Origin of the sequence: Marinobacterium weihaiense, from assembly GCF_019061305.1 — a bacterium.
Taxonomy (GTDB): Bacteria; Pseudomonadota; Gammaproteobacteria; order Pseudomonadales; family Balneatricaceae; genus Marinobacterium; species Marinobacterium weihaiense.
Genome location: NZ_JAHQZT010000010.1, coordinates 17,673 through 42,571, shown reverse-complemented (window position 1 = coordinate 42,571; position 24,899 = coordinate 17,673). Strand labels below are relative to the sequence as shown.

Here is a 24,899-nt window from a genome sequence, read left to right as displayed (position 1 = left end):
ACGGCAGGGGGAAGTATGGATGTAAAAGGGTACGATATCATCGGTGATATCCATGGACATGCCGATGAGTTGGTAAAGCTGCTGAACCACTTGGGATATCAGGATCACGGTACTGGATTCAGTCATGCAACCCGTAAAGTCATCTTCCTGGGTGACTTTATTGACCGAGGTGAGCACTTGCGTCAGCACCGGCAGTTGCTCGGTATCGTGATGCCCATGGTCAGCAATGGTCATGCTCATGCCGTGATGGGTAACCACGAATTCAATGCCTTGGCATTTCATACCGAACATGACGGTGAGTATTTGCGTCCACATACCGCCAAGAACATAGAGCAGCATCAAGCCTTTTTGAATGAGTACGAGGCGGAGCCGGACCTGAAGCGGGAAGTGCTCGACTTTTTCATCCGCTTGCCGCTGTGGCTCGAATTGGACGGTATCAGAGTCGTGCATGCATGCTGGGATGACGAATTCATTAAAGTGATGTGCAGCAAAGCCCCGAAGCGGGTTCTGGATCGTGACTTGTTAATCGAGGCATCCATGAAAGGCACTCTCGCATACAACGCCATAGAACGGCTGCTGAAGGGCGTTGAGGTCAAGCTGCCCAAGGGCATCACATTCAGAGATAAAAACGATCACGAGCGTGGTGCGGTCCGTGTGCAGTGGTGGAAGCAAAATGCCGAAACATTGGGTGAGATTGCGCTGCCGGAGGCGCTGGATATCGGACATGCGGCATCAATGTCAGCACCGGATTTTATCCCCACCTATTCTGCCGATCAGCCGCCGTGCTTTGTTGGGCACTATTGGCTGGACGGTGAGCCGGAACCACTTGCCCCGAATGTGGCTTGTCTGGATTACTCGGTGGCAAAAGAGGGCAAATTGGTCGCTTACCGGTGGAGTGGTGAACGTGTGCTGTGCAAGAACAACTTTACTCACATTTGAGGATATTGGCGGATGATGATTCTTGTTGGGGTTATGGTGCTGATCATGTGGTTGGTCGTGGGTATCCTTGCAGAACGGTCAATGAATGACCTCACGGGCGGGAGTGAACTTCCATACATGGTGCTGCCATTGCGAATCGTGGTTATTTTGCTGGCGCCAATCCTGTTCCTGGTATTTGAACGGCATATCTTTTTTAAAAAGAAGCTGAATGGTTGCGTTACTGATATCGATGGCCGGATGAATCGTGATGGTTGAATAATGGCAGATGCGAAAATTCCGTGATGCTTCAATCAGACTTTGGCTGTCATGGGCATCACTCCTTTTTGAAGCATCCGGCTGTTCAGTGCCCCCATGGAGTCATACCTAGCGGCGCCAGCGCACGCACCTACAACCCCGTTAATGCACAACCGCCGCAACGGCGTCTAGACTGATAGACAGAGTGCGGAAGGGAGGCTGCTTTAACCGCACGTTCGACCGGGTTCGAGCGTGCCGGCGGGAGGAAGCAGCATGCCTCATTCTGCAGCAGTCATTGTCAGCGCTGTCCGGACGCCGGTCGGGCGCTTCGGCGGCGGTCTTGCCACTATCCCCTTGTCCGAGCTGGCGACCCGCGTGGTGGCGCAAGCCGTGCGCGTTTCCAGTGTTGATGGGGCGAGTATCGAACAGTGCCTATTCGGCCATGTCATGCCCACGGAGCCTGTGGATGCCTACTTGGCACGCCTGGCGGCCTTGCGGGCCGGTCTGCCCGACAGCATCCAGGCGATGTCGATCAATCGCTTGTGCGGCAGTGGTCTCCAGGCCGTGATCAGTGCGGCTCAACAGATCGAACAGGGACGGGCACGCACGGTGATTGCCGGGGGCGCCGAGTCCATGAGCCGTGCTCCCTATTTCTTCCCGGCCGGTCGCTTTGGTCAGCGCATGGGCGATGCCGCCCTGGTTGATCCTCTCCTAGCGGCGTTGCATTGTCCCTTCTCACACCTGCACATGGGGGCCACGGCCGAAGGCCTAGCCCGTCAGTTTGGCATCACCCGAACACAGCAGGATGACTGGGCTGCACGCAGTCACAATCGTGCGCAGCATGCCATCGAACAGGGTCACTTCAAGGATCAGATTCTCCCCGTTGAATGTCAGGGGCGTGCCGATCATGCGGTGATGGCACGGGATGAGCAGGTGCGCTTCGACTGTACCCCCGAGACGCTGGCGGCATTGCAGCCGGCCTTTCAGAAGGACGGGACGGTGACGGCGGGCAATGCCGCGGGCATGAATGACGGGGCGGCGGCGCTGGTGTTGATGAGTGAAGCAGCCGCCCGTCAGCAGGGTATCCGGCCACTGGCACGGGTTCTGGACTATGCCGGTGCCGGCGTTGCACCTGAACAGATGGGTATGGGGCCGGTACCGGCCATGCAGCAGCTGCTGCAGCGTCAGGGGCTGAGCCCCGAGGCGATCGACCGGTACGAAATCAATGAGGCCTTTGCCGCGCAGCTGTTGGCCGTGGCGAAAGTCATGGACCTGCCACTGGAGCGGGTCAACCCCGATGGCAGCGGGATCGCACTGGGGCATCCTATCGGGGCGACCGGTGCCATTCTGACAGTCAAGGCCGTGCATGCCCTGGCGCGCACGGGCGGACGCTACGCCATCGTTTCATTGTGTATCGGCGGCGGTCAGGGGGGTGCGGTCCTGCTGGAGCGGGTGCCTGCAGCAAGCGAAAGCGGAGGGGCCAAATGATGTATTCAGGTGAGTCATTAAAGCTGCGCATGCTGGACAACGGCATCGGCGAGCTGGTGTTCCATCAGGCCGAGGCACCGGTCAATACGCTGAATCAGCGGGCGCTGACTGAGCTGGGCGAAGTGGTCGAGCAGCTGCAGCAGGATGAAAGCATGACGGGGCTGTTGATCAGCAGTGCCAAGTCGGGCTTTATTGCGGGGGCTGACATCACCGAGTTTCCGGTGTTGTCGGCGATGCCGGATGCGCGTCTGCAGGCGGTGATCACGGCGACTCAGCGCACCTTTGCGACGCTGGAACAATTGCCGTTTCCCAGTGTGGTCATTATTGGCGGCGCGGCACTGGGGGGCGGTCTGGAACTGGCCCTGTCGGCAGATTTTAGAGTGTTGGCGGATGATGCCCGGCTGGGGTTACCGGAAGTGGGACTGGGCATCTGTCCGGCCTGGGGCGGTACGGTCAGGCTAAGTCGTTTGCTGGAGCCCAATCAAGCGTTGCAATGGTTGCTCAGTGGGCGCACCTTTCGTGCTGAAGCCGCCTTGAATGACGGGGTCGCCGACCAGGTGGTGCCTGCGGAGCAGTTGCGCGAGGCCGGGCTGGCGCTGCTGCAGCGTGCCATCGAGGGGGAGGTGAATGTTCAACGCCAGCGGCAACGCAAGCGTATGGCGCGCCCCCCGGAAGCGGCGGACAGCATCCAGCTGGAAGGGATCGAGCGCCTGCTGCAGACGCATTACCCGGCGCCGGAGGCGATTTTAAAGGCGGTTCGTCAGCACCTGTCGCTGCCGTTTGAGGCGGCGCTGCAGGTTGAGGTGGACACCTTTGTCCAGCTGGCGCACGGCGATGTGGCGCGCAGTCTGGTAGGGCTGTTCATGAATAATCAACTGTTGCAGCGCAAGGCGCGGCGCCTGAGTCAGGCGGCGCGACCGGTACGGCAGGCTGCCGTGCTGGGGGCGGGGGTGATGGGCAGCGAAATTGCCTGCCAGTCGGCCCGCTCAGGCGTACCCGTCGTGCTCAAGGATATCAATGACGCCGTGCTTGAACGGGGCATGCAGACCATACGCACGCTGCTGCAACGGCAGGTCAGTCAGGGGCGGCTGGCACAGGACCGGGCCGAGCGCATCCAGGCAGGGGTGGCACCGCTGTTGAGCCTGGAGCATCACGCCGGGGTGGATCTTGTGGTGGAGGCGGTGGTTGAACAGGCGGACATTAAATCCTCCGTGCTGGCAGAGGTGGAGCAGCAGCTGGATGAAAGCGCCGTGCTGGCCACCAACACCTCGACACTGTCCATTGACCGCCTGGCAACCGGGTTGTCACGACCGGAGCAGTTCTGCGGCCTGCACTTTTTCAACCCGGTACACCGGATGCCGCTGATCGAGGTAGTGCGCGGGCGCAGGACATCCGAGTCGACTCTGGCCACTGCGGTGGCCTATGCCACTGCGCTGGGCAAAACGCCGATTGTGGTCAATGACGGTCCCGGTTTTCTGGTCAATCGCATCCTCTTTCCCTATTTCAATGCCTTCAACCGCCTGCTGCTGGATGGCGTTGATTTTGAACGGATCGACCGTGTGATGGAAAGCTTTGGCTGGCCAATGGGGCCGGCGCGCCTGGCGGATGTGGTGGGTTTGGATGTGCTGGTTCATGCCGATACCGTGCTGCAGGCCGGGTTCCCGGATCGCATGCAGCATGCAGGCCCCGTCATTGCGGCCAAGCTGAGTGCGGCCGGTATGTTGGGATGCAAGAGCGGTCAGGGGTTCTATTGCTATGAACGCGATGCCGATGGCCGGCCCGTGCATCGCCCGGCGCCGGAGGCTCGTGCGCTGGTCGCGCTTGAGGGTGCCGCCGGCGTGACCGATCAGGTGATCCGTGATCGCCTGATGGTCCCTCTGTGCCTGGAGGCGGTGCGTTGCCTGGAAGACGGCATCGTGGAAACGGCCGCGGAAGTGGACATGGGGCTGGTGCTTGGGCTTGGATTCCCGCGTTTCAGGGGCGGTGCGCTGCGCTATATCGATACCCTGGGGCTGGAGACCTTCGCGTCGCGCGCGCGGGCATTGCAGCATCTGGGGCCGCTGTACCAGCTGCCTGCCGCTTTCAGGGCGCGCCTGGCCAGGGGGCGGCGCTTCTATCAGCCTGCAACGGGAGGCTAATGCCATGAACGAGTATCTGTACCCGGCTGCCGATATGCGATTTGTGTTACAACATCTGATTGGCTTTGACCGACTGTGCCGCGACTGCGGCCAGGATGCGGTCGATCAAGCGCTGGCCGATGAAATTCTGGCGCAGGCGGGGCGTTTTGCCCAGGCCCAGCTGGTCCCTCTGAATCCGCTGGGGGATCAGCGCGGCTGCCGGATGGGGCCGAACGGGGCGGAACCACCCGGCGGTTTTGCCCAGGCACACGGTCAGTTCGTGGCGGCCGGCTGGCATGCGCTGACACTGGCCCTGGAATGGGGTGGGCAGGGTCTGCCCCGGGTGCTGGGTGCGGCCGTCAACGAGATCTGGCAGTCGGCCAACATGGCCTTTTCGCTGTGTCCGCTGCTGACAGAAGGGGCGATGGAAACACTGGTGTGTCATGGTTCAACGGCGCTGAAGCAGCGGCTGCTGCCGGCCATGGCCGAGGGGCGCTGGAGTGGGACCATGAACCTGACGGAACCCGAGGCCGGTTCTGACCTGGCCGCTATTCGCACCCGTGCCGAACCCTGCGCTGACGGCTATCGGCTGTTTGGACAGAAGATCTACATCACCTGGGGCGAGCACGACATGACCGATAATATCGTGCACCTTGTGCTGGCCCGGTTGCCGGATGCGCCGCCGGGGGTCAAGGGCATTTCCATGTTTGCGGTGCCGCGCTACCTGCCGGATGCGGCCGGTGAGTGGTGCTTGCCCAACGACGTGCGGTGTCTGTCACTGGAGCACAAGCTGGGCATCCATGCCAGCCCGACATGCGTGATGAGCTATGGCGAACAGGGCGGTGCTCTTGGGTATCTCGTCGGCGCGGCACATGAAGGGCTGGCGCAGATGTTCACCATGATGAACAGTGCACGCCAAGCGGTTGGGCTGCAGGGGGTGGCCATTGCCGAGCGCGCCTGTCAGCAGGCCCGTGCTTATGCTTGTGCCCGTCTGCAGGGCACGGCGGCGGACGGCACGCGGTTTGCCATTGTGCGCTATCCCGATGTGCGCCGCATGCTGATGCAGATGCGGGCCAGCATCGAAGCCATGCGGGCGCTGGCTTATAGGGGGGCGGCCGATGTGGACAATGCCCGTTGTCTTGCCGACAGGGGCCTGTCACAGCGCTATCACGCGCGTGCGGATCTGCTGACGCCGATCATCAAGGGCTGGTGCACCGAACTGGCCCAGGAGGTGGTCAGTCAGGCGTTGCAAATTCATGGCGGCATGGGCTACATCGAGGAGACCGGCGTAGCCCAGCATCTGCGCGATGCGCGCATCCTGACCATCTACGAAGGCACCACGGGCATTCAGGGGCTGGATCTGGTCGGGCGCAAACTGCTGCATGACCGGGGCGCGGCGCTGGAGGCGTTGCTGGACGAGATCGACAGCCTGGCCGAACGGTTGTCATCGGATACTGATCTGGCGGTACAGGGTGCCCGGCTGGCCGAGGCGGTCGCCTCGGCACGTATTGCCCAGGCCTGGTTGATCCAGCAGGCGCCGGTTGATCCGGCGGCAGCCGGCGCCGCCAGCGTGCCCCTGCTGATGCTGTTGGGGTATCTCTGCGGCGGTTGGGTGATGGGGCTGGCGGCGCTGCAGGCGCGCGCCGCACTTGCGTTGGGTCAGGGGGATGAGGCCTTCCTGCACGACAAGTGTGTCACGGCGCGTTTTTACTCTGAGCACCTGTTGCCACGAACAAGGGCGGCGCTGGAGTCGGTGCTGGCGGGCAGTGACAGCATCATGGCCATACCCGAGCAGCGTCTTTGAACCTCTCAGCCGGTCGTGACAGCGTCGGCTTCATAGAGAAGGCACTGATTGCGCCCGTTCTCTTTGGCCCGGTACAGCGCCTTGTCGGCATACTTGAGTACCTGAGCGGGCTCGTCGGCCTGTTCAGGCCAAGCTGCAATGCCGATGGACGTGGTGATGTGTCCGACATGGGGGATGTCCGCAGTACTGATCTCCTGCCGCAAACGTTCGGCCAGCGTGTTTGCCGTGTAAGCGTCGGTGTGTGGCAGGATAACAATGAACTCTTCTCCACCGGTGCGACAGACCATGTCGCCCTGGCGTGTGCCCTCGCGCATGATGCGGGCCATTTCCTGAAGCACCTCATCACCCGCATCATGGCCATGGCTGTCATTGACGCGTTTAAAGTGATCGATATCCAGTGCCAATACACTGAACGGGGTCTGTTCAAGCTCCAGCATGTTCAGGTAGCGCTCGAGGCTGCGGCGGTTTTGCAGCCCGGTTAGAGGGTCAGTACGTGAGTCATCCTTCAGCTGGCCCATGCGCGTATGCAGCAATCCGACCCCCAGCAACATGGCTTGCTTGATCTGGCTGCTTTCAAAGTACCAAGAATGGATTTGCTGGATGCGCCCGGGAGAACAATCGGTATCCATGCGCCGGGCATTGTCCGCCAGCTGCCACAGCGGCCGCGAAATCAGGCGTGCCAACCACCAAATTAACCCAAGCGTGATCAGTGCCAGAGGTAAAGTGTGATCAACGACCGTGCGCATCAATTGGTTCAAGGGTTGCAGCGTTGCATCAACGGGCCGTTGTGCCACCACGCCCCAGCCCGCGGCCTCGATGGGCGCATATCCCGCGAGCATTGGCACATTTTCGCTGTTGTTGACTAGCTGCTGGCCGGACTGCCCCTGAATGACGGCTTCTATGACCGGGTTATGATTAACCCGTTCAGCCGCGCGCGAGGTGTCCGGGTGATATAGCAAGCGGCGTTGTTGGTCGACAACGTACAGGTAAGAGCCGTCATTATAATAATGCGTGCCCAGCAAGTCATTCAGGATACTGCGTTGGTCCAGATAGATGGAGCCTGCAATAAATCCGAGATAGCGCCCTGTTTCATCGACTATAGGATGTGAAATCAGAACCAGCAGGTTGTTGGCAGCGGACACGAAGGGCTCGCTGATCATAGGACGCTGTTGTTCCAAAGCGGTCTGTACAGCTTGGGACACCAGTTGCTGGCCTTTCAACTGCAGGGTGTCAGGCGAGGTGGCGAGCACCATGCCCTTGGGATCGAGGACGGCCACCGAATTGAAACTGTCGGTTTGCAGACGCAGGCGCTCTGCTGCGTGAAACAGCAGGGCATCATCGTCCATCCGGGTGCTGATTTCACCCGCTGCATAGGCCAGCTGCTGTTGTGCCGAAAGCAGAAAGTTGTTGGTCGAAGCCGCCAGCTTGCTGGCATATACCGCGTTATTATTCAGGGTTTGATCAAGCAGAAGCTGGCGCTGCACTTTGTGGCTGGCATATAGCCCGTTGACGAGGGTGACAGCGGCAGTGGTGAATGCCAGCAGCAAGATCAAGCGCCTCAGGTCAAGGCGGAAAAAGGATTTAAGCGACACGATGACAATCCCTGAACTGCATGGGGCACCTGGAGAGGAAACGCGGCCAAAGGCCTGAGGCTCAGGCATGAAAGTTAACATGACAAACATTAGCAGGTATACCCTGCTCGATAAAGAACTCCAGCCAAAGTCGCTGGTGATCCTGTAGACGATCCTTGGGACCCTTGACTTCAATCAGCCGATACGTGTGCCGTGCCGGTTGAAGACATAGCAGATCGGGCATGCCGCGACGATGATGTCGCAGGTCCAGCAGCAGGTGTCGGAAGATGGCGGCGAGGTGTGCAGCGGGGATGCAGGCCAATGCCTGCTCGACCCGATCGGCCTGCACTGCAGGCCAGTGCACCAGGCTGCAGCGAGTCCCCTGTTTGGACCTCAGGCGCTGCAGGATGACTTCAACATGATCATCCTTGTCCAGCAGGGCAAACCCTGCTTCGATCAAGGCCCGGCGACGCGGGACAAAGTCAGGGCTGTACAGGTCGGCTGGCGCGGCCTGGAAAGGATGGAAGAAGGCGCCCGGCACCGGCGCAAACAGGGCGGGCCAGAACAGCAGTGCGAACAGACCATTGAACAGGCTGTTTTCAACGTGATAAACCCTGTCTCCCTGCAGCTCCAGGTGTTCAATGACCAGGCGCTCCACCCGCATGCCCTCACGGCTTGGCAGTGAGAGTGTCTGGCTTGGCAGTGGCATGGTGTGGCACTGGATGGCTTGGCCCGCCTTGCGTGCACTGCGTGTCAAAATGCGCTGAATCCGCACGCGTGCCTCGGGCTGGTGTATCTGTTGCAGCAACTGTTGTGCCATTGCCAGGGTGTCGACGGGCGTATCCTGCTGTTCGCTCAGGCGCAGCAGGCGCAGTTTGGCTTCCCGGTGCCGATTGTCCTGATACAGCTGCCGGGCCAGTTCGGCCAGCCCCTCACGTTCGGCCTGGCGGCCCAGCGCCAGCAGCAGTTTCTGGCGCCGGTTTTCCAGCCAGGGGGATGACGCTTCGGGAGGCTGCATGGCGGCCAGGGGTTCGACGGACATGCCTTCATCGAGGTGTTGCTGCAGCTGATGCAGGCGCAGGTAGAGGTCAACGGAGCGGCGGTCGGAAAAGGCGCGGTTGTGGTTATCTAAACTGACCGGCTCGTATTGCTGGTGGCCCAGCTCGGCCAACACAAATTCCGACCAGTCCTGGCGCAGATTACCGAAAAACATCAGCCGCAGGCGGTCCATGAGGTCGCGACAGCACAAGTGGATCAGGTCAAAGGGGGCGTCGGGCCAGTAGTGCTGCAGGGGTAGGGGAGTGGTCATGGCATCGACCAGAATGGCCTTGAGGTGAGCCTTGCTCTGGCTGCGCGGGGGAGCCGGATCAAGATGTCGTTGCGCGATGCGATAGAGTTCATCCTTGCGGCACAGATCCGCAAGATCAGGCATCGCGATCGCGGCTTGCAGATGTAACAGCCCGATATCCTGCAACCGCGCCAGGGCATCATTGAGATCTTCAATCTCGCTGTAGTTCAGGCGGTCGCTGCGAAACCACTCCCCCTTGCGCATCACCAGTCGGAACAGCAGTGCCCGGGGCTGCTCTGGTAAACTGAACAGCCGATCCAGCTGTTGGCGCTCGTCGGGCAGCAGCAGGTCGTCATGGCACTGGCGCACCCAGCGAATCAGTGTGGAGGCATTGTGCATGTAATACAGCGGATCGGAGAGGTCTGCCGGGCGCAAGGCTTGCGTATCGGGCGCCGTGGAATCAGTGTGCAGCGAGGAATCAGTCATGCGTCGGATATGCCGTTTCGGAAGCCGGGGGGCAACATGAAAAACAAGTCATTCTACCGTCAGGGCCCGGATCACCGCGAGGGAGAGGAAGTCGATTTCGTGCATATACGGCGGCGTTTCGATTTTCGATCGATTCAGCTGGGGCGCTGGGTCACCGCTGCCGAGCGGGAACGGGCAGCCGGTCTTTTCCATGATGCGCTCTGCGATCTGATGCTGATTCTGCAGGGCCCCGAAATGCTGATCTCGCTGCGCGGTACGCTGGCGCTGATGTATGGCACCGGCGGTCGGCCCGGAGTGTCGGCGCATTATGATCCGGCGCAGCGAGCGTTTGCGCTGGCGAAAAATGCCGGTCCCGGCAGCATTGCCCATGAATGGTTTCATGCGCTGGATCATTATCTGGCGTCCAAGGTGTTCATGGATGCGCCCGAGGGCCTGTTTGCTTCCAGCGCCTGGCTTGAAGACGCCACTCCGGTTGTGCACCCGCTTAATGATAACTTCATACAGTGCCTGCAGGCTGTGTTGCTGACACCGGATGGACAGGCACCCAGTGATCTGTTTCGGCATTCGGCGGCCATGGATCGACGCCTGGGCGTTACCTATTACAGCCGTCCGGAAGAACTGTGCGCACGCGCGTTCGAGGCGTTTGTACAGGATGCTCCGGTGAAGAACAGCTTTCTGGTCAAGGGGACGTTGACGTCACCTGAGGCCAGGGCGGGGTTGTATCCGCAGGGGGATCAGCGGCAACGGGTGAACCGGGCATTTTGCCGATATTTTCACCAGTTGGGGCACGTGCTCGGCAAATTATCAACATAGCTGCAACAGAATGTAGTCGTATTAGCCTAAATATTCATTGTGCTTGTCTGAATCCGTCCCTAGAATCGCCTTCCTTTTCTCACGAACATAAGAAGAGCTTATGAACGACGCACAAAAATCTAGCTACCAGGGACGGCGCAAGCCACGTGCAGCTTTCGCAACACGTGCGGAGTATCTCGATCACGAACTGCAGATCATGGAACCCAAACGCTGGCGTCCGAACCTGCCGTTCCGTGATTTCGGCTTTGAGATCGAGGACTGGGTTCCGGCCATGGCCGCCACCATCGGTAAAATCGTGATGGTGGCGGCGATTGTCGCGGCTTTTGCAAGTCAGATGGGGCTGAGTGACGCTTTTGTCATTGAAAACGTTCGCTACGAGCTGTTGATTGCGGCGGTACTCTTCGTAGTACTGATTTCCGGCTTTCTTAACCCCAACGCCAACCTGGCGGGCACGCACGGCCCGTTGATCCCGCTGATTCCCCTGATTGTGGCCTCGGGCGGTCACCCCATGGCGCTGGGTCTGTTGATCGGTGTATTCGGCTTTATTCTGGGTATTACCAAGGGCGGCAGCCTGCTGGCCAAGCTGACCAGTAATGGGGTCTGCGGTGGCCTGTTGCTTTACTTGGGCTTTATCGGTGTCACCGGTCAGATCAAGGCGCTGTTTGCCTGGGCTGAAGGTTTTGACATGGCTTACCTGGCGTTCATCGTCATCATCAGTACCATCGTGATGTATGCCTACTTGGAGCACATTCAGATGCGCTGGCTGGCCGTGCCGCTGGGTTCGGTACTGGCGGCAGGCATCGCCTTTGCATTGGGCGCACCGTTCGAATTCACCACTGAACCGGGTATTCCGAACATGAACCCGGCGTACTGGTGGGGTGAGGACACCGGTTGGCAGCTGGGCCTGCCGGAATTGCACCACTTCATTGCCGTGGCGCCGTTCGCCATTCTGGCCGTGGCCATGTGGTCGCCGGACTTCCTGGGTCATCGCGTGTTCCAGCAGATCAACTATCCGCCGAAGACCGAAAAGGTGTTGATGGATATCGATGACACTATGGTGGCGGCATCGGCCCGTCAGGTCACCGGCAGCCTGCTCGGTGGTGGCAACATTGCCTCTTCCTGGGGTACTTATATCGTACCGGCCGCCATCGCGCGTCGTCCGATTGCGGGTGGTGCCATCCTGACCGGTTTGCTGTGTGTGGTTGCGGCTATTTGGGGCTACCCGATGGACCTGGCGATCTGGCGTCCGGTGCTGAGTGTGGCACTGATCGTGGGTGTATACCTGCCGCTGCTGGAAGCCGGCATGCAGATGACCCGTGAAGGTAAGACGACTCAGTCGGCTGCCGTGGTCATCTTCTCCTCCGCTCTGGTCAACCCGGTATTCGGCTGGTCGCTGACCGTGCTGCTGGACAACCTGGGCCTGATCGGCTGCAAGGAGCGTGGCAAGGAACTGGGTCATGTTGGCCGTTGGGTGGTGCCGGGCATCATGTTTGTTATCCTTTGTAGCTTGATGGCGGCTATCGGCATGTTCCCGGGTATTCCGGCGCTGATGGAATCCTTCCGCGGGCTTCAGTAATCCTGCTCTGCGAGTGGCCGCCAGCCGGCGGCTGCTCGCTACTTTCTGCTGTAACATATCCTGTCTTATGTACCTGTCCCAGTACGGCTTTTTCAAGAATTGTTGCTGTTTTTGCCATTTTGGGTGGGCTATTGGCGCTCAAAGTGCGTAGAATACACGCCCCTTAAGCGGCACGCGTGGTACGCCTGCCTTAGTATGAACTCGATCCCAAACGGCCGGGAGGCCCCTATGACCTCGACCACTCAGGCAGCGACAGCTGACCGGGAGATGGACTTTGACAAACGATCATTCCTTTCAGGTGTTGATCTCCCCGTATTTCTCATCAGCGGCGGGGCGCTGGTATTATTCGCCGTCATGGCCTTGTATGACCTGGAGCTGGTTTCCAGCTGGGTAAACGATGCATTTGCATTCTCGACTCACCTCTTCGGTGCCTATTGGCAGCTTCTGCTGCTGTGCACCTTCTTTATCGGTCTGGCCCTGGCCTTCAGCCGCACTGGCAAGGTCGTCATGGGTGGCACCGATACCCCGGTAATCTCCACATTCCAGTGGACCTCTATCATCATGTGTACTCTGCTGGCCGGAGGCGGTGTCTTTTGGGCTGCGGCAGAACCCATGGCACACTTTCTGTCACCGCCGCCAATATATGCCGCTCAAGGGATCGAAGCGGGTACGGCGCAGGCCGCCTATGGCGCGCTGGCACAGAGCTTCATGCACTGGGGATTCCTGGCCTGGGCGATTCTCGGCAGCTTGACCGGCATCATTTTCATGTACCTGCACTATGAAAAGGGTTTGCCGCTCAAACCGCGCACGCTGCTGTACCCGGTTTTTGGTGACCGCGTCATGAAGGGCCCGCTAGGCGCTATTGTTGATGCCTGCTGCGTGCTGGCAGTCGTGGCCGGCACGGTAGGTCCAATCGGCTTTCTTGGTCTTCAGGTCAGTTTCGGCCTTGAGTTCCTGTTCGGTATCCCGGACAACTATATCACCCAGGCCTGTGTCCTGTTCGGCCTGATTCTGGTGTATACCCTCTCGGCTGTCAGTGGCGTGACCCGCGGCATTCAGATTCTGAGTCGCACCAATGTCTTTCTGGCCGTTGCGCTGATGGCGTTCATTCTGCTGGCTGGCCCGACCGGCTTCATCATTGACGGGTTTCTGCAGAGCTTTGGTCTCTATTTGAACAAGTTCATTCCGATGGCAACCTTCCGCGATGATACCGGATGGCTGGACTGGTGGACCGTGTTCTTCTGGGGCTGGTTCCTGGGCTACGGCCCGTTGATGGCAATGTTCGTGGCGCGCATTTCTCGCGGACGCACCATTCGCCAGATGATCACGCTGATCTCGCTGGTGGCGCCGGTCATTACCTGCTTCTGGTTCACTATTGTGGGTGGGGCCGGTATCTCCTTCGAACTGGCCAATCCCGGCGTGATCTCGGAGCCGTTCAGCGGTTTCAACCTGCCGGCGGCGCTGATGGCGACAACCTCCGAGCTGCCGCTGGGCTTCATTGTTTCCATTTTGTTCCTGATTCTGACGGTGATCTTTGTGGCCACAACCGGTGATTCCATGACGTATGCCGTGTCCATGGTCATGACCGGTACCGACCATCCACAGACCAGCGTGCGCGTTTTCTGGGGTGTGATGATGGGGGTGACGGCGGCGATTCTGATCTCTATCGGCTCCGGTGGCATTTCAGCGCTGCAGTCCTTCATTGTCGTGACAGCCGTTCCGGTCTCGCTGGTGCTCTTGCCGTCGCTGTGGGTGGCACCGCAGATCGCACGCCAGATGGCACGTGAGCAGGGGCTTTGATCCTTAGGGTGCAATAAAGCCCGACAGTCGCGCCACCCTTTCTTCGGTGGCGCGACATCTTATGGCTGAGGCCAGTTTGCTGTATACTCCGCGCTCGAATTTCAACCAGTGATCCGAAGCGCCCTATGCACACCGACAGCCTCGACAAACAGACCAAAACCCGCCTCAACAAGCTGCAGAAACGCCTGCGTCGCGAAGTGGGCCAGGCCATTGAAGCCTTCAACATGATTGAAGAGGGCGACAAGGTGATGGTCTGCCTGTCCGGCGGCAAAGACTCCTACACCATGCTCGATATTCTGCTGAACCTGCAGAAAAGCGCCCCGATTCGCTTTGAGCTGGTGGCCGTCAATCTGGACCAGAAGCAACCCGGCTTCCCGGAGCATGTTCTGCCGGCCTATCTGGAAGCGCTGGGTGTGCCGTTCCATATTGTCGAGCGTGATACCTATTCAATCGTCAAGGAAGTGGTGCCCGAGGGCAAGACCACCTGCGGACTCTGTTCACGTCTGCGCCGCGGTACCCTGTATGGCTTTGCCGACGAGATCGGTGCCAACAAGATCGCGCTGGGGCATCACCGCGATGATATTCTTGAAACCTTTTTCCTCAACATGTTCTACGGTGGCAAGCTCAAGTCCATGCCGCCCAAGCTGGTCTCCGATGACGGCAAGAATATGGTCATTCGGCCGCTGGCTTATGCCCGTGAAAAGGATATTGCCGAGTATTCCGAACTGCGCGAATTCCCGATCATCCCGTGCAACCTGTGCGGCTCCCAGGAAAACCTGCAGCGTCAGGTGATCAAGGAGATGCTGCAGGGCTGGGACAAGTCCCACCCGGGACGTATCGAAACCATGTTCCGTGCCCTGTGCAACGTGGTGCCCTCGCACTTGGCCGATAACCAGCTGTTCGACTTCAAGGGCCTGCAACTGGGCTTTGCACATGGCATCGTGCCGGGTCGTGAGGCCAATGTGGGTCCGCTGGGCGATGATGAAGATACGGGTGCCAACGGCTCTGGAGTACAGGTAATGGAAAAGATCGATATTCTGTCGGTCTGATGTTTTTCGGCCGGTTAGGCTTGACCGGTCGCTTCCTTTTGTTGATATTCGGGCAAACCCTCATTGCTCGGATAACAACAACAGGGAACTCACATGTCTCAATCATTACTTGAACGCCAGGATCAGGATGGCGTTGCTCGCCTGACCCTTGCCCGTCCCCATGCCTACAACAGTCTGTCACTGGAACTGATGCAGGCCTTACATGCCGAACTGGACCGCATTGCGGACGACATCTCGATCCGCTGTGTCGTCATTCGTGGTGCCGGCAAGGGATTCTGTGCCGGCCATGATCTCAAGCAGATGCTGGGTGAGGGCGAAGAAGCCTATTATCGCTGTACCTTTGAAACCTGTTCCAAACTGATGCAGCGTATCGTCAGCCTGCCCGTGCCGGTGATTGCCCAGGTCCATGGAGTTGCTACCGCGGCCGGCTGTCAGCTGGTGGCCAGTGCTGATCTGGCCGTGGCCGCCGAGGATACGCGTTTTGCCACGCCAGGTGTCAATATTGGTCTGTTCTGCTCAACACCGATGGTGGCGCTGAGCCGCGCGGTTCAACCTAAACATGCCATGGAACTGTTGCTGACCGGTGATCTGATCGATGCCGAGCGTGCCCTGGCGATGGGGTTAATCAATCAGGCCGTTCCCGGAGATGCCCTGGAGGCCAGCGTAACGGTACTGGCGGAAAAGATCGCATCCAAATCCCGTAAGGCGCTGCAGATCGGCAAGCAGGCGTTTTATCGCCAGCGCGAGATGTCGCTGGCGGACGCCTATGCATACTGCAGTGAAGTGATGGTGGGCAATATGCTGACGGATGATGCGCAGGAAGGGATCGATGCCTTCATCAACAAGCGTGCGCCGCAGTGGCAACACCGCTGATATGGGAACATCACGTATGAAGGCGTGAAAACGGCCCCCGCGTAACAGCGGAGGCCGGATGCTTACAGCAGCTCCAGCTGGAGGTGAAAGGTGGTGCCGACTGCCGGATCGGATGTGACGGCCATGTGGCCCTTGTGCTGTTCGGTGATGACAAAGTAAGCAAACGACAGACGCTTGTCGGCCCCGGCTGCCGGCTGGTCACTGTTGCCGCTGTGCAGGTAGGGCTCGAACAGGTACATCTGCTCCTCGCTGGTCAGGCCGATACCGTTGTGCTGAATACGCAGTGACAGGGAGTCATAGGACTGACCGGCGTACAGCTTGAGCGTCGGTTTGAACTCCGCCGGTGCCTGAGCGGCCTTGTCAGCCAGCGACTGGTATGCATGGCGGAACAGGCTCAGGAACACCTGCTGCAGTTCAGTGACATAGCAGGGTGCCAGCGGCGTATCCGGGTCGAAGTGGCGTTCGATTTGAATACTGCTGAACGGAATCGCGTCCGGCAGCGACAGGGCCTCGTTGGCCTGGACCAGCGAGTGTTCCAGAATATCGATCACGTTGGCGTCTTCAGGCTCGCCGCTGCGTCCGCGGGCAAATTGCTGCAGATTGCGAATCACGGATTCGACCTGACGCCCGTTCTTGGCAGCGTTATGCAACAGGTGCTGCACGCGCTCGGCTTCATTGCTCTGCGGGCTGCCTTCCGGGAACAATCGATTGGAGTCCAGAATGCTCTGGAAGCTGCGCAGGTCGAACAGAATGGCCTGCAGTGGTGTATTGATATCGTTGGCCATGGCCGTGGCCAGTTCACCCATGGATGACAGCTTGTCGTGCTGGATCAGCATGTTTTCGGTGACTACGCGACGGGTCACGTCATCCACCAGCACGACTACACCGGGCTCGCTGTAGTTTTCCAGCGGGTACACGGTTATATCCATGTGGAAACTGCCAGCCTGGCTGTAACGCAGGGTCTGAGCTTCGCCGGTCTCCAGGGCGCGCTCGATATGCCGAGGGGTCACGGTCACGTCCGGGTAGATGGACCAGAGGTTACGTCCGATGGCATTGTCGGCACGAATGCCGGACAGCTGTTCCGCCTTGCGGTTCCAGTGTGTGATCGTGCCGTCATGGTTCATGCCCACCAGTACCAGCGGCATGGAACGCAGGATGTTCTGAATGTAAGACTCGGAAGCCTGCAGGCGCTGGGTCGTGACGACGTGCTCGGCGACTTCCTGCTCCAGCTTGGCGGTACGATCCTTGACGCGTTGTTCCAGCTGGCCGCGAATCTCTTCCAGCTCCAGGTTGTAGCGACGGGCGCGGCGCCAGGTCACGAACAGAATGCAAGCTGCTAGCGTCAACAGAATGATCAGGACGCCGCTGGAAAAGTTGGCAACGTATTGCCAGCGCGTGCTGCCGTCATCATTGCGGAAGGGACTCAACAGGCTGGCCTGTGCCAGCGGTGAAGACAGTAATAGGGTCGCAAGCAGAGTCAATCGGGTCATGGTATATGGGGCCGCTCATCCGGGCAGGTGAAAACGAATTTCTCCCAGTATACCGGATCAGGACGCGCTGCAGGACCCCCGTTTTCGGCCGCCCGTGCAGGCGCTTCAGATGCGAAAAAAGGCGCCGCGGCGCCTTTGGGGAGAGAGGACGGATGCGTGCTCGTCAGCTGTTATCGATATCCTCGTGTTCCAGCCACATGGCGTTGATGATGCCGAAGGCGCAGGCCAGTAATACACCGAGAATCCAGGCGAAGTACCACATGTGTGTATCTCCTTGATCAGTAAGCTGAATAGTCGTTTTCCTGAATGTAGTCCACTGAAATCTTCGACCAGAGCGCTCGGTAGCACCAAAGGGTGTAGCCGAGGATGATCGGCACGAAGATAAAGGCGGCGATCGCCATCACATTCAGGGTCAGGTGACTGGAGGCGGCATCCCACAGGGTCAGGCTGGAGTTGGGGCTCAGGCTTGACGGCATCACGAATGGGAACATGGAGACCCCGGCGGTGGCGATAATGCCGGCCAGCGCCAGTGAACTGAACAGGAACGACCAACCAGTCCGGCCGCGTCCGGCCAGCAGGAACACGCCGATCAGGCCGATAAAGCCGGTGATCGGTGCCAGGCGGGTCAGCGGGTAGGTGCTGTAGTTGGTCAGCCAGGCACCGGCAACGATCTCCACTTCCTTGGCCAAAGGGTTCGGCAGAGCGCCCAATTCCGGTTGGCTAATGATGCGGTAACCATCGATACCCAGGCTCAGCCAGATGCCGGCGGCCGCAAAGGCGACCAGCGTTACCAGCGCCAGCAGTTGAGCGTATCCCTTGGCGCGACGTTCCACTTCGCCGTGGCTGCGCAGTTGAATCCAGACCGCGCCGTGCATGGACAGCATGGCCAGGCTGACAATGCCGCAGAGCAGGCCGAAGGGGTTGAGCAGACCAAAAAGGTTGCCGTCGTAGCTTGGGCGCATGAATTGGTCATGCTCGAAAGGTACGCCCAGCAACAGGTTGCCAAAAGCGACTCCGAAGACCAGTGACGGCACCACGCCGCCGGCGATCAGGCCCCAGTCCCAGGCACGGCGCCATTGGCTGTTGGCCAGCTTGGAGCGGTAGTCAAAGCCCACCGGACGGAAGAACAGGGCGAAGAGTACCAGCAGCATGGCCCAGTAGAAACCGGAGAAAGCCGCGGCATAGACCGCCGGCCAGGCGGCGAAAAGTGCGCCACCGGCGGTAATGAACCAGACCTGGTTGCCCTCCCAGTGTGGGCCAACCGTGTTGATGACCACGCGGCGTTCGTCATCGGTCTTGCCGATCAACGGCAGCAATGCGCAGGCGCCCAGGTCGAAGCCATCGGTGATGGCAAAGCCGATTAGCAGCACCCCGACCAGAGCCCACCAGATCAGCTTCAGTGTTTCGTAATCAAACAGCATCTCGATTCTCCTTTGCCGGTATCAGGCCTTGACCGTTGATTCAGCCGGCACATCGTCCTGCTGCTCGAAATGATAGCGTCCGGTATGCAGGCTACTCGGCCCCTGGCGGGCAAATTTTTGCATCAGATAGATCTCGACAATGGCCAACAGCGTGTACAGGGCGATAAAGGCGAACAGGCTACCAATCAGATCAGCACGGCTGAGCATGGACGGTGCCACGTAGGTCGGCAGAATTTCACCAATCGCCCAGGGCTGGCGCCCGAACTCGGCCACGAACCAGCCCATTTCGGAGGCGATCCAGGGTGCCGGAATCGAGAACAGTGCCAGGCGCAGCAGCCAGGGCTTGTTGAATGCGGTACGGCGGGCGGTGAAATAGAACGACAGCGCGAAGATCATCAGCATCCAGAAGCCACAGGCGACCATGATGCGGAATGCCCAGAACATGGGGGCTACGCTGGGAATGGAGTCGCGTGCCGCCATGCGGATCTGCTCGTCGGTAGCATCGACCACCTTGTCGGTGTATTTCTTCAGCAGCAGGCCGTAGCCCAGGTCAACCTTGGCACGGTCGAACTCGGTCTTGAGCGCGTCTGTCTCTTCACCGGCGCGCAGACGTTCCAGTAGAGCATAGGCGTGCATGCCGTTGCGGATGCGCACTTCATGCTCGGTTATCAGGTCTTTGATACCGGTGACCTGTTCGTCGAGGGAGCGTGTCGCAATGATGCCCATGACATAGGGAATCTTGATTGCATAATCGGTTTCCATGGTGTCGTCATTGGGCATGCCGAACAGAGTGAATGCCGCTGGCGCCGGCTCTGTTTCCCATTCGGCCTCAATCGCAGCCAGCTTGGTCTTCTGCACATCCCCCAGCTCGTAACCGGATTCGTCACCCAGCAGAATTACCGACAGGGATGCGGCCAGACCGAAGGCGGAGGCAATGGCGAAGGAGCGGCGGGCAAACGCCAGATCACGCCCCTTGAGCAGGTAGTAGGCGCTGATACCAAGCACGAACATGGCGGCGGTGGTGTAACCGGCGGATACGGTGTGCACGAACTTGACCTGCGCTACCGGGTTAAGAAAGACCTCGGCAAAGCTGACCATCTCCATGCGCATGGTTTCGTAGCTGAACTCGGCACCCACCGGGTTCTGCATCCAGCCGTTGGCCACCAGAATCCACAGCGCCGACATGTTGGAGCCCAATGCGACCAGCCAGGTCACCATCAAATGCTTCACTTTGGACAGGCGATCCCAGCCGAAGAAGAACAGGCCGACAAAGGTGGACTCCAGGAAGAACGCCATCAGCCCTTCGATTGCCAGCGGTGCGCCGAAGATGTCGCCGACATAATGCGAGTAATAGGCCCAGTTGGTACCGAACTCGAATTCCATGGTCAGACCGGTGGTCACCCCGAGGGCGAAGTTGATGCCAAAGAGCTTGCCCCAGAACTGGGTCATGTCCTTGTAGATCTGCTTGCCGGTCATGACATAGACCGATTCCATGATGGCCAGCATGAATGACAGCCCCAGCGTCAGCGGGACGAAAAGGAAGTGGTACATTGCCGTGATGGCGAACTGTAGCCGGGAAAGATCAACGATGTCCTCAGTGATCATTACCAGTCTCCTGTAGGGTTGAACGCGAATGCGTCAGGCGTCTTTCGGTAATATGTTAAGCATTAAACGTGCCACATATGTCGTTTTGATAACGGCTTGTGCTTTTCAGGTATAAGCCAGTCGTTGCGCAAGGTGGCCGATGTTTTTTTAAGCGGTTATACGCCCAATCAACCGGCATCGACAGTGACAAAGTGTCGCAGCCATGTCATATATGGCAGTAGAACTGACGTTAATGGCGTTTTGCCATTGGGTACCAAGACTCGGGGAGGCGACATGAAACAGGCTGAATTTGACCCGGTGCGGATTCTGGAAGCGATACCGGAGCCCGCGGCCATACTGTCGACCCGGTATGAGATTCTGGCGACCAACAGTGCCTATCGGCGCTATTACGCGTCGGAAGGCAGAGTGGAAGGCCGGTATTGTTATGAAGTGTCGCACGCGTATGCCGTCCCCTGTGACCAGGCGGGGGAGGCCTGTCCGCTCAAGGCCTGTCGTGAAAGCGGCCAGCGCCAGCGCGTGCTGCATGTACACAACACGCCTCAAGGCGATGAGCACGTCGACGTGGAGATGACACCCCTGACCGATGCGCGCGGGACGCTGGTCGGCTTTCTGGAGGTTATGCACCAGGTCAGGGAGGCGCGTGCCCGGGTGTCAGACCAAGGCGGCATGGTCGGGCGTGCGCCCGCATTTACCCGCATGCTGTCGTTGGTGCACCGGGCGGCGCCCAGTGAAATCACCGTGCTGCTGCAGGGCGAGTCGGGGACCGGCAAAGAGCTGGTGGCGCGTGCCCTGCATGAAAGCAGTCCGCGGGCGCGATCGGCGTTCGTCACCGTCGAGTGTTCGGGGCTGAGTGAAAGCCTGTTCGAAAGCGAACTGTTCGGGCACGAGCGGGGCGCGTTTACCGGTGCCATCAGTCGCAAGAAGGGGCTGGTGGAAGCGGCGCGGGGCGGCACCCTGTTTCTGGATGAGATCGGAGAGGTGCCCCTCGCTCTGCAGGTCAAGTTGCTGCGTTTGATCGAAACCGGCACTTACCGCCCCGTTGGCAGTGTGGAGCCTCAGCATGCCGATTTCCGACTGGTGTGTGCGACCCATCGCAATCTGCGTCAGATGGTGGCGCAGGGGTGCTTCCGCCAGGACCTGTACTACCGCATCTCGGCTTTTCCCGTTCCCCTGCCGGCTCTGCGTGAGCGGCGCGACGACCTGCCGCTGCTGGCCGCCTCCTTGTTGCAGCGCCTGCCGGGTGGTGCCGACGTGACGCTGGCGCCGGCTACGCTGAAGCGGTTGGCCGGTCATGATTTTCCCGGCAATATCCGTGAACTGCGCAACCTGCTGGAGCGGGGTATCCTGCTGGCGGACGATGGCGTGATCGAGCCGGAACATCTGCCGGACGAAGTGGGTCAGCCGGCCCCCGGCGGTTCGCTCGCGGCAAACCCCTTCGATCAGCTGCCGCTGCTATCCCTGGTGCAGTTGGAGTCCGAATACCTGCAATCTGCCGTGCGCCGTTTTCAGGGCGAGCGGCGTGAGCTGGCCCGTCTGTTGGGCGTAAGCGAACGCACTCTGTACCGCAAGCTGCAAACCTGATGTGAACTGCTGGTCTCAAGCCATGGGCGCTGGGGCCGGCACCTCAATAGCCAAAAAACGCCTGGCCGGCGTTCTTGACCGCAGCATTTGCTGATAACGACTTTCATGACAGGAAAAAGTCAGTACAATAGCGATCTCTTATATATCTTTTAGTAATTTAAAAGAATAAATATATTCATTTTAAGAATAAGGGTCTCGAGGACCCCGCCGGAGGAATCCTATGCGCAGACTGACCACCGCTCTCAGCGCGGCAGCAGTGGCCCTCATGCTGAGTGGCCCAGTGGCAGCCGCATCCGGGGATGCGTTGATCGAGGAAGGGCGTGCCATTTACCACGACAAAACCCGTGGCAATTGTATCTCTTGCCATAACATCAATGATCCCGTTGCCAACCTGCCGGGCAACCAGGGGCCGATGATGGTGGCGATGAAGCAGCGTTTCCCGGACAAGCGCAAGCTGCGTGCCCAGATTTGGGATGCCACGGTCGCCAATCCACTCAGCATCATGCCGCCCATCGGCAAGCACTGGATCCTGTCTGAAGACGAGATCGATGCCGTCGTGGAATATATTTACCAGTACTGACCCACACCGGAGTGGAACAGCCCGGTTTAACAAGAGGATGAACAGATGAGTATGAATCGTCGCAGCCTGATCAAGGCCGTTTTGGCCGGCGGTGCGCTTATGGGTGTGGGTGTACTCCTGCCGCGTGCTGCCATGGCGGCCTGGGCCAGCAAGGCCTTTGAAGCCACCGAACAGGGCACCGCCATGAAGGCGCTTTTCGGCGGCGAGATGCCCGTTGCCAGCGCCGACGTGGTGCTGGATGCACCGGATATTGCCGAAAACGGCGCCGTGGTGCCGGTCAGTGTCAGCACCGAAATGGCCGGTGTTGAGTCTATCAGCATCTTCATCGAGAACAATCCGGCGCCGCTGGCTGCCCAGTTCGTCATTCCCGAGGGTACGGCGGCGGATGTGTCGACCCGTGTACGCATGGGCAAGACCACCAACGTAACCGCCGTGGTCAAGGCCGACGGTAAACTTTACAGCGCGACCAAAGAGGTCAAGGTCACCATCGGTGGCTGTGGCGGCTAACAGCGAAGCATTGGAGGAAAAACTATGGGTATCATGCGAGTAAAGGCCAAGGCACGCGGCGACAGTACTGATGTGAAAATGCTGATCAAGCACAACATGGAGACTGGTCAGCGCAAGGACAAGTCCGGCAACGTCATCCCGGCCAAGTTCCTAGCCGAGATTGAAGCCCGACACAACGGCAAGCTGGTGTTCGGCGCCAGCCTGGGGCCAGCGGTTTCGAAAAACCCGTACTTCTCGTTCAGCTTTGCAGGCGGTGCCGCCGGCGACACTCTGGAACTGAGCTGGAAAGAAAATACCGGTGCGTCCGGTACGGAAACGGCAGACATTCGCTGAGCGCCCGTATCAGGAGTTGTTATGAAGACAATAAAAACATGCCTGCTGGGTGCCGCGCTGTCACTGCTGTCGCCGCTGGCGAGCGCCGCTGAAACCGGTTTTTCGCTGGAAACGGTCGACCCCGAGGCTGACCGTCTGGCGTTACAGGCCTATTACCAGAAGCGTTTTCCCGGCGTGCCGCTGGAGGACTATGTCAACGGCATTTATGCCATTGATCCCGACTCGCGCAAGCAGTGGGATGCGCTGATGGAGTTTCCGCCCTACGAGTTTGACCTCGAAGAGGGCGAGGTGCTGTTCAATACGCCCTTTGCCAACGGCAAGGGCTACGCCGACTGTTTCGAAAATGGCGGCATCGGCATTCGCCAGAAATATCCGTACTGGAACAGCGAAGAAGGTACCGTCAAGACACTCGAGCAGGAGATCAACGAGTGTCGAGTAGAAAACGGTGAGCAGCCGCTGAAGTGGAAGAGGGGCGACATTGCCAAGATCTCTGCGTACATGGCATCTACATCCCGTGGCAAACCGTTCGAGATTGACATCCCCGAAAACGACCCGCGCGCACTCCAGGCTTACCTGGACGGCAAGCGGTTCTTTTACACTAAGCGCGGCCAGCTCAACCTGTCCTGCGCCAACTGCCACCTGCAGGGCTCACGTATCTATATCCGGGCTGACCTGCCGGGCCCGACGCTGGGCCACCCGACCCACTTCCCGGTCGTGCGTTCCAAGTGGGGTGACATTGGTACGTTGCATCGTCGCTACGAAGGCTGTTACCGCGATACACGCTCCGTGCCGATTCCGGCCCAGGACGAGCAGTTTCGCAAGCTGGAGTACTTCCAGACCTACATGAGCAATGGGCTACCGGTCAACGGTCCCGGCGCGCGCAAGTAATGGAGGCGGTGATGAAGACAACAGGCAAACTGCTGGCGGCGGCGCTGGCACTCACGGCCACACTGGCACAGGCGCAGACGTTCGAGCAGGTGTTCAATGAACAGCGTGCCCTGTACGGCAAGGGGCATGAGTTCACCTTTGAAGGCCAAACGTATACTACCCTGCACCCGGAAGAGCTCGAGGCCATGGCCGAGCCGAACCGGGCCAATGCCCAGGCGCTGATTGACAGTGCGGATGCGCTGCGCGCGCAGTCTGCTGAGGTCGGCAATGAGTGGCGTGACCCGGCGCGATATATCAAGCAGGCACGTGCAGCACTGGCGCAGGAGCAGTTCCAGCAGGCCATGAACCTGGCGGCCCGTGCCAAATATCAGGCCCGCGTGTCACTGCAGCAATACGAGCATTCACGGGCGACCTGGCACAACGCGGTCCCCGAATAACCATTTCCCACCGATTGCC

Annotated in this window: 22 protein-coding genes; 16 read left to right on the top strand and 6 right to left on the bottom strand. The window is 59.5% G+C overall.

Annotation, left to right across the window (positions count from 1 at the left end; all coding sequences use genetic code 11):
• The first annotated feature begins 15 nt into the window (after nucleotides 1-15).
• From KTN04_RS09620 to KTN04_RS09600, 5 genes are all read left to right on the top strand, one after another.
• Entirely contained in the window at nucleotides 16-939 is a 924-nt protein-coding gene (locus KTN04_RS09620) for a metallophosphoesterase (protein WP_217335015.1), read from the top strand.
• A gap of 12 nt (nucleotides 940-951) precedes the next feature.
• Nucleotides 952-1,194 carry a hypothetical protein gene (locus tag KTN04_RS09615; RefSeq protein ID WP_217335014.1) on the top strand — a complete coding sequence of 81 codons (243 nt, stop codon included), beginning with the start codon at nucleotides 952-954 and terminating at the stop codon, nucleotides 1,192-1,194.
• A 252-nt stretch (nucleotides 1,195-1,446) separates the two neighbouring features.
• On the top strand, nucleotides 1,447-2,661 hold the full coding sequence (locus KTN04_RS09610) for an acetyl-CoA C-acyltransferase (RefSeq protein ID WP_217335013.1): 1,215 nt from the start codon (nucleotides 1,447-1,449) through the stop codon (nucleotides 2,659-2,661).
• A complete protein-coding gene (fadB, locus tag KTN04_RS09605; RefSeq protein ID WP_217335012.1) occupies nucleotides 2,658-4,799 on the top strand; it encodes a fatty acid oxidation complex subunit alpha FadB in 2,142 nt (713 codons plus the stop codon). Before KTN04_RS09610 ends, fadB begins: the two co-directional genes overlap by 4 nt.
• 4 nt (nucleotides 4,800-4,803) lie before the next feature.
• Entirely contained in the window at nucleotides 4,804-6,582 is a 1,779-nt protein-coding gene (locus KTN04_RS09600; RefSeq protein WP_217335011.1) for an acyl-CoA dehydrogenase, read from the top strand.
• Between the two features lie 5 nt (nucleotides 6,583-6,587).
• Here KTN04_RS09600 and KTN04_RS09595 read toward each other — a convergent pair whose 3' ends face one another.
• Complete coding sequence (locus tag KTN04_RS09595; protein WP_217335010.1) at nucleotides 6,588-8,174, bottom strand: sensor domain-containing diguanylate cyclase; 1,587 nt, start codon at nucleotides 8,172-8,174, stop codon at nucleotides 6,588-6,590.
• 61 nt (nucleotides 8,175-8,235) lie between these two features.
• A complete protein-coding gene (locus tag KTN04_RS09590) occupies nucleotides 8,236-9,927 on the bottom strand; it encodes a VRR-NUC domain-containing protein (RefSeq protein ID WP_217335009.1) in 1,692 nt (563 codons plus the stop codon).
• Nucleotides 9,928-9,963: 36 nt separating this feature from the next.
• Here KTN04_RS09590 and KTN04_RS09585 point away from each other — a divergent pair, with 36 nt between their 5' ends.
• The 5 genes from KTN04_RS09585 to KTN04_RS09565 all read left to right on the top strand — a co-directional run bounded on the left by KTN04_RS09585 (nucleotide 9,964) and on the right by KTN04_RS09565 (nucleotide 16,038).
• Complete coding sequence (locus tag KTN04_RS09585) at nucleotides 9,964-10,740, top strand: CLCA_X family protein (RefSeq protein ID WP_217335008.1); 777 nt, start codon at nucleotides 9,964-9,966, stop codon at nucleotides 10,738-10,740.
• 100 nt (nucleotides 10,741-10,840) lie between these two features.
• Nucleotides 10,841-12,316 carry a DUF3360 family protein gene (locus KTN04_RS09580; RefSeq protein WP_217335007.1) on the top strand — a complete coding sequence of 492 codons (1,476 nt, stop codon included), beginning with the start codon at nucleotides 10,841-10,843 and terminating at the stop codon, nucleotides 12,314-12,316.
• Nucleotides 12,317-12,544: 228 nt separating this feature from the next.
• Nucleotides 12,545-14,116 (top strand): BCCT family transporter, encoded by a 1,572-nt coding sequence (locus KTN04_RS09575; protein WP_217335006.1) that lies wholly within the window; start codon nucleotides 12,545-12,547, stop codon nucleotides 14,114-14,116.
• Between the two features lie 125 nt (nucleotides 14,117-14,241).
• Complete coding sequence (gene ttcA / locus KTN04_RS09570) at nucleotides 14,242-15,165, top strand: tRNA 2-thiocytidine(32) synthetase TtcA (RefSeq protein ID WP_217335005.1); 924 nt, start codon at nucleotides 14,242-14,244, stop codon at nucleotides 15,163-15,165.
• Between the two features lie 93 nt (nucleotides 15,166-15,258).
• Nucleotides 15,259-16,038, top strand: a complete 780-nt coding sequence (locus KTN04_RS09565) for an enoyl-CoA hydratase (RefSeq protein ID WP_217335004.1) — start codon at nucleotides 15,259-15,261, stop codon at nucleotides 16,036-16,038.
• 62 nt (nucleotides 16,039-16,100) lie between these two features.
• On the opposite strand, the gene KTN04_RS09560 is transcribed toward KTN04_RS09565, so the two are convergent.
• From KTN04_RS09560 to KTN04_RS09545, 4 genes are all read right to left on the bottom strand, one after another.
• Complete coding sequence (locus KTN04_RS09560; RefSeq protein WP_217335003.1) at nucleotides 16,101-17,528, bottom strand: two-component system sensor histidine kinase NtrB; 1,428 nt, start codon at nucleotides 17,526-17,528, stop codon at nucleotides 16,101-16,103.
• Between the two features lie 163 nt (nucleotides 17,529-17,691).
• Nucleotides 17,692-17,790: a cytochrome bd-I oxidase subunit CydX gene (cydX, locus tag KTN04_RS09555; RefSeq protein ID WP_217335002.1), complete on the bottom strand. Its 99-nt coding sequence runs from the start codon at nucleotides 17,788-17,790 to the stop codon at nucleotides 17,692-17,694.
• A 16-nt stretch (nucleotides 17,791-17,806) separates the two neighbouring features.
• Entirely contained in the window at nucleotides 17,807-18,949 is a 1,143-nt protein-coding gene (gene cydB / locus KTN04_RS09550) for a cytochrome d ubiquinol oxidase subunit II (RefSeq protein ID WP_305799391.1), read from the bottom strand.
• Nucleotides 18,950-18,970: 21 nt separating this feature from the next.
• The gene (locus tag KTN04_RS09545) at nucleotides 18,971-20,554 is read right to left on the bottom strand and encodes a cytochrome ubiquinol oxidase subunit I (RefSeq protein WP_217335001.1); all 1,584 of its coding nucleotides are present in this window, start codon (nucleotides 20,552-20,554) and stop codon (nucleotides 18,971-18,973) included.
• Between the two features lie 273 nt (nucleotides 20,555-20,827).
• Here KTN04_RS09545 and KTN04_RS09540 point away from each other — a divergent pair, with 273 nt between their 5' ends.
• From KTN04_RS09540 to KTN04_RS09515, 6 genes are all read left to right on the top strand, one after another.
• Nucleotides 20,828-22,135, top strand: a complete 1,308-nt coding sequence (locus tag KTN04_RS09540; RefSeq protein ID WP_217335000.1) for a sigma-54 interaction domain-containing protein — start codon at nucleotides 20,828-20,830, stop codon at nucleotides 22,133-22,135.
• Between the two features lie 220 nt (nucleotides 22,136-22,355).
• Nucleotides 22,356-22,715 carry a sulfur oxidation c-type cytochrome SoxX gene (gene soxX, locus KTN04_RS09535; RefSeq protein WP_217334999.1) on the top strand — a complete coding sequence of 120 codons (360 nt, stop codon included), beginning with the start codon at nucleotides 22,356-22,358 and terminating at the stop codon, nucleotides 22,713-22,715.
• 45 nt (nucleotides 22,716-22,760) lie between these two features.
• Complete coding sequence (soxY, locus tag KTN04_RS09530; RefSeq protein WP_217334998.1) at nucleotides 22,761-23,222, top strand: thiosulfate oxidation carrier protein SoxY; 462 nt, start codon at nucleotides 22,761-22,763, stop codon at nucleotides 23,220-23,222.
• 24 nt (nucleotides 23,223-23,246) lie between these two features.
• Entirely contained in the window at nucleotides 23,247-23,555 is a 309-nt protein-coding gene (gene soxZ, locus KTN04_RS09525; RefSeq protein ID WP_217334997.1) for a thiosulfate oxidation carrier complex protein SoxZ, read from the top strand.
• Nucleotides 23,556-23,576: 21 nt separating this feature from the next.
• Nucleotides 23,577-24,443: a sulfur oxidation c-type cytochrome SoxA gene (gene soxA / locus KTN04_RS09520; RefSeq protein WP_217334996.1), complete on the top strand. Its 867-nt coding sequence runs from the start codon at nucleotides 23,577-23,579 to the stop codon at nucleotides 24,441-24,443.
• Nucleotides 24,444-24,454: 11 nt separating this feature from the next.
• Nucleotides 24,455-24,880, top strand: coding sequence for a hypothetical protein (locus KTN04_RS09515; protein ID WP_217334995.1), 426 nt, complete (start codon nucleotides 24,455-24,457; stop codon nucleotides 24,878-24,880).
• Nucleotides 24,881-24,899 lie beyond the last annotated feature (19 nt).

What these genes read in the sequence shown, in the direction of transcription:
- KTN04_RS09575 (WP_217335006.1), top strand. Translation starts at nt 12,545, where the DNA reads ATGACCTCGACCACTCAGGCAGCGACAGCTGACCGGGAGATGGACTTT.
- cydB (WP_305799391.1), bottom strand. Translation starts at nt 18,949, where the DNA reads ATGCTGTTTGATTACGAAACACTGAAGCTGATCTGGTGGGCTCTGGTC.
- KTN04_RS09565 (WP_217335004.1), top strand. Translation starts at nt 15,259, where the DNA reads ATGTCTCAATCATTACTTGAACGCCAGGATCAGGATGGCGTTGCTCGC.
- KTN04_RS09610 (WP_217335013.1), top strand. Translation starts at nt 1,447, where the DNA reads ATGCCTCATTCTGCAGCAGTCATTGTCAGCGCTGTCCGGACGCCGGTC.
- KTN04_RS09585 (WP_217335008.1), top strand. Translation starts at nt 9,964, where the DNA reads ATGAAAAACAAGTCATTCTACCGTCAGGGCCCGGATCACCGCGAGGGA.
- fadB (WP_217335012.1), top strand. Translation starts at nt 2,658, where the DNA reads ATGATGTATTCAGGTGAGTCATTAAAGCTGCGCATGCTGGACAACGGC.
- KTN04_RS09545 (WP_217335001.1), bottom strand. Translation starts at nt 20,554, where the DNA reads ATGATCACTGAGGACATCGTTGATCTTTCCCGGCTACAGTTCGCCATC.
- soxY (WP_217334998.1), top strand. Translation starts at nt 22,761, where the DNA reads ATGAGTATGAATCGTCGCAGCCTGATCAAGGCCGTTTTGGCCGGCGGT.
- KTN04_RS09515 (WP_217334995.1), top strand. Translation starts at nt 24,455, where the DNA reads ATGAAGACAACAGGCAAACTGCTGGCGGCGGCGCTGGCACTCACGGCC.
- soxX (WP_217334999.1), top strand. Translation starts at nt 22,356, where the DNA reads ATGCGCAGACTGACCACCGCTCTCAGCGCGGCAGCAGTGGCCCTCATG.
- KTN04_RS09540 (WP_217335000.1), top strand. Translation starts at nt 20,828, where the DNA reads ATGAAACAGGCTGAATTTGACCCGGTGCGGATTCTGGAAGCGATACCG.
- KTN04_RS09560 (WP_217335003.1), bottom strand. Translation starts at nt 17,528, where the DNA reads ATGACCCGATTGACTCTGCTTGCGACCCTATTACTGTCTTCACCGCTG.
- ttcA (WP_217335005.1), top strand. Translation starts at nt 14,242, where the DNA reads ATGCACACCGACAGCCTCGACAAACAGACCAAAACCCGCCTCAACAAG.
- soxA (WP_217334996.1), top strand. Translation starts at nt 23,577, where the DNA reads ATGAAGACAATAAAAACATGCCTGCTGGGTGCCGCGCTGTCACTGCTG.
- soxZ (WP_217334997.1), top strand. Translation starts at nt 23,247, where the DNA reads ATGGGTATCATGCGAGTAAAGGCCAAGGCACGCGGCGACAGTACTGAT.
- KTN04_RS09615 (WP_217335014.1), top strand. Translation starts at nt 952, where the DNA reads ATGATGATTCTTGTTGGGGTTATGGTGCTGATCATGTGGTTGGTCGTG.
- KTN04_RS09600 (WP_217335011.1), top strand. Translation starts at nt 4,804, where the DNA reads ATGAACGAGTATCTGTACCCGGCTGCCGATATGCGATTTGTGTTACAA.
- cydX (WP_217335002.1), bottom strand. Translation starts at nt 17,790, where the DNA reads ATGTGGTACTTCGCCTGGATTCTCGGTGTATTACTGGCCTGCGCCTTC.
- KTN04_RS09620 (WP_217335015.1), top strand. Translation starts at nt 16, where the DNA reads ATGGATGTAAAAGGGTACGATATCATCGGTGATATCCATGGACATGCC.
- KTN04_RS09590 (WP_217335009.1), bottom strand. Translation starts at nt 9,927, where the DNA reads ATGACTGATTCCTCGCTGCACACTGATTCCACGGCGCCCGATACGCAA.
- KTN04_RS09580 (WP_217335007.1), top strand. Translation starts at nt 10,841, where the DNA reads ATGAACGACGCACAAAAATCTAGCTACCAGGGACGGCGCAAGCCACGT.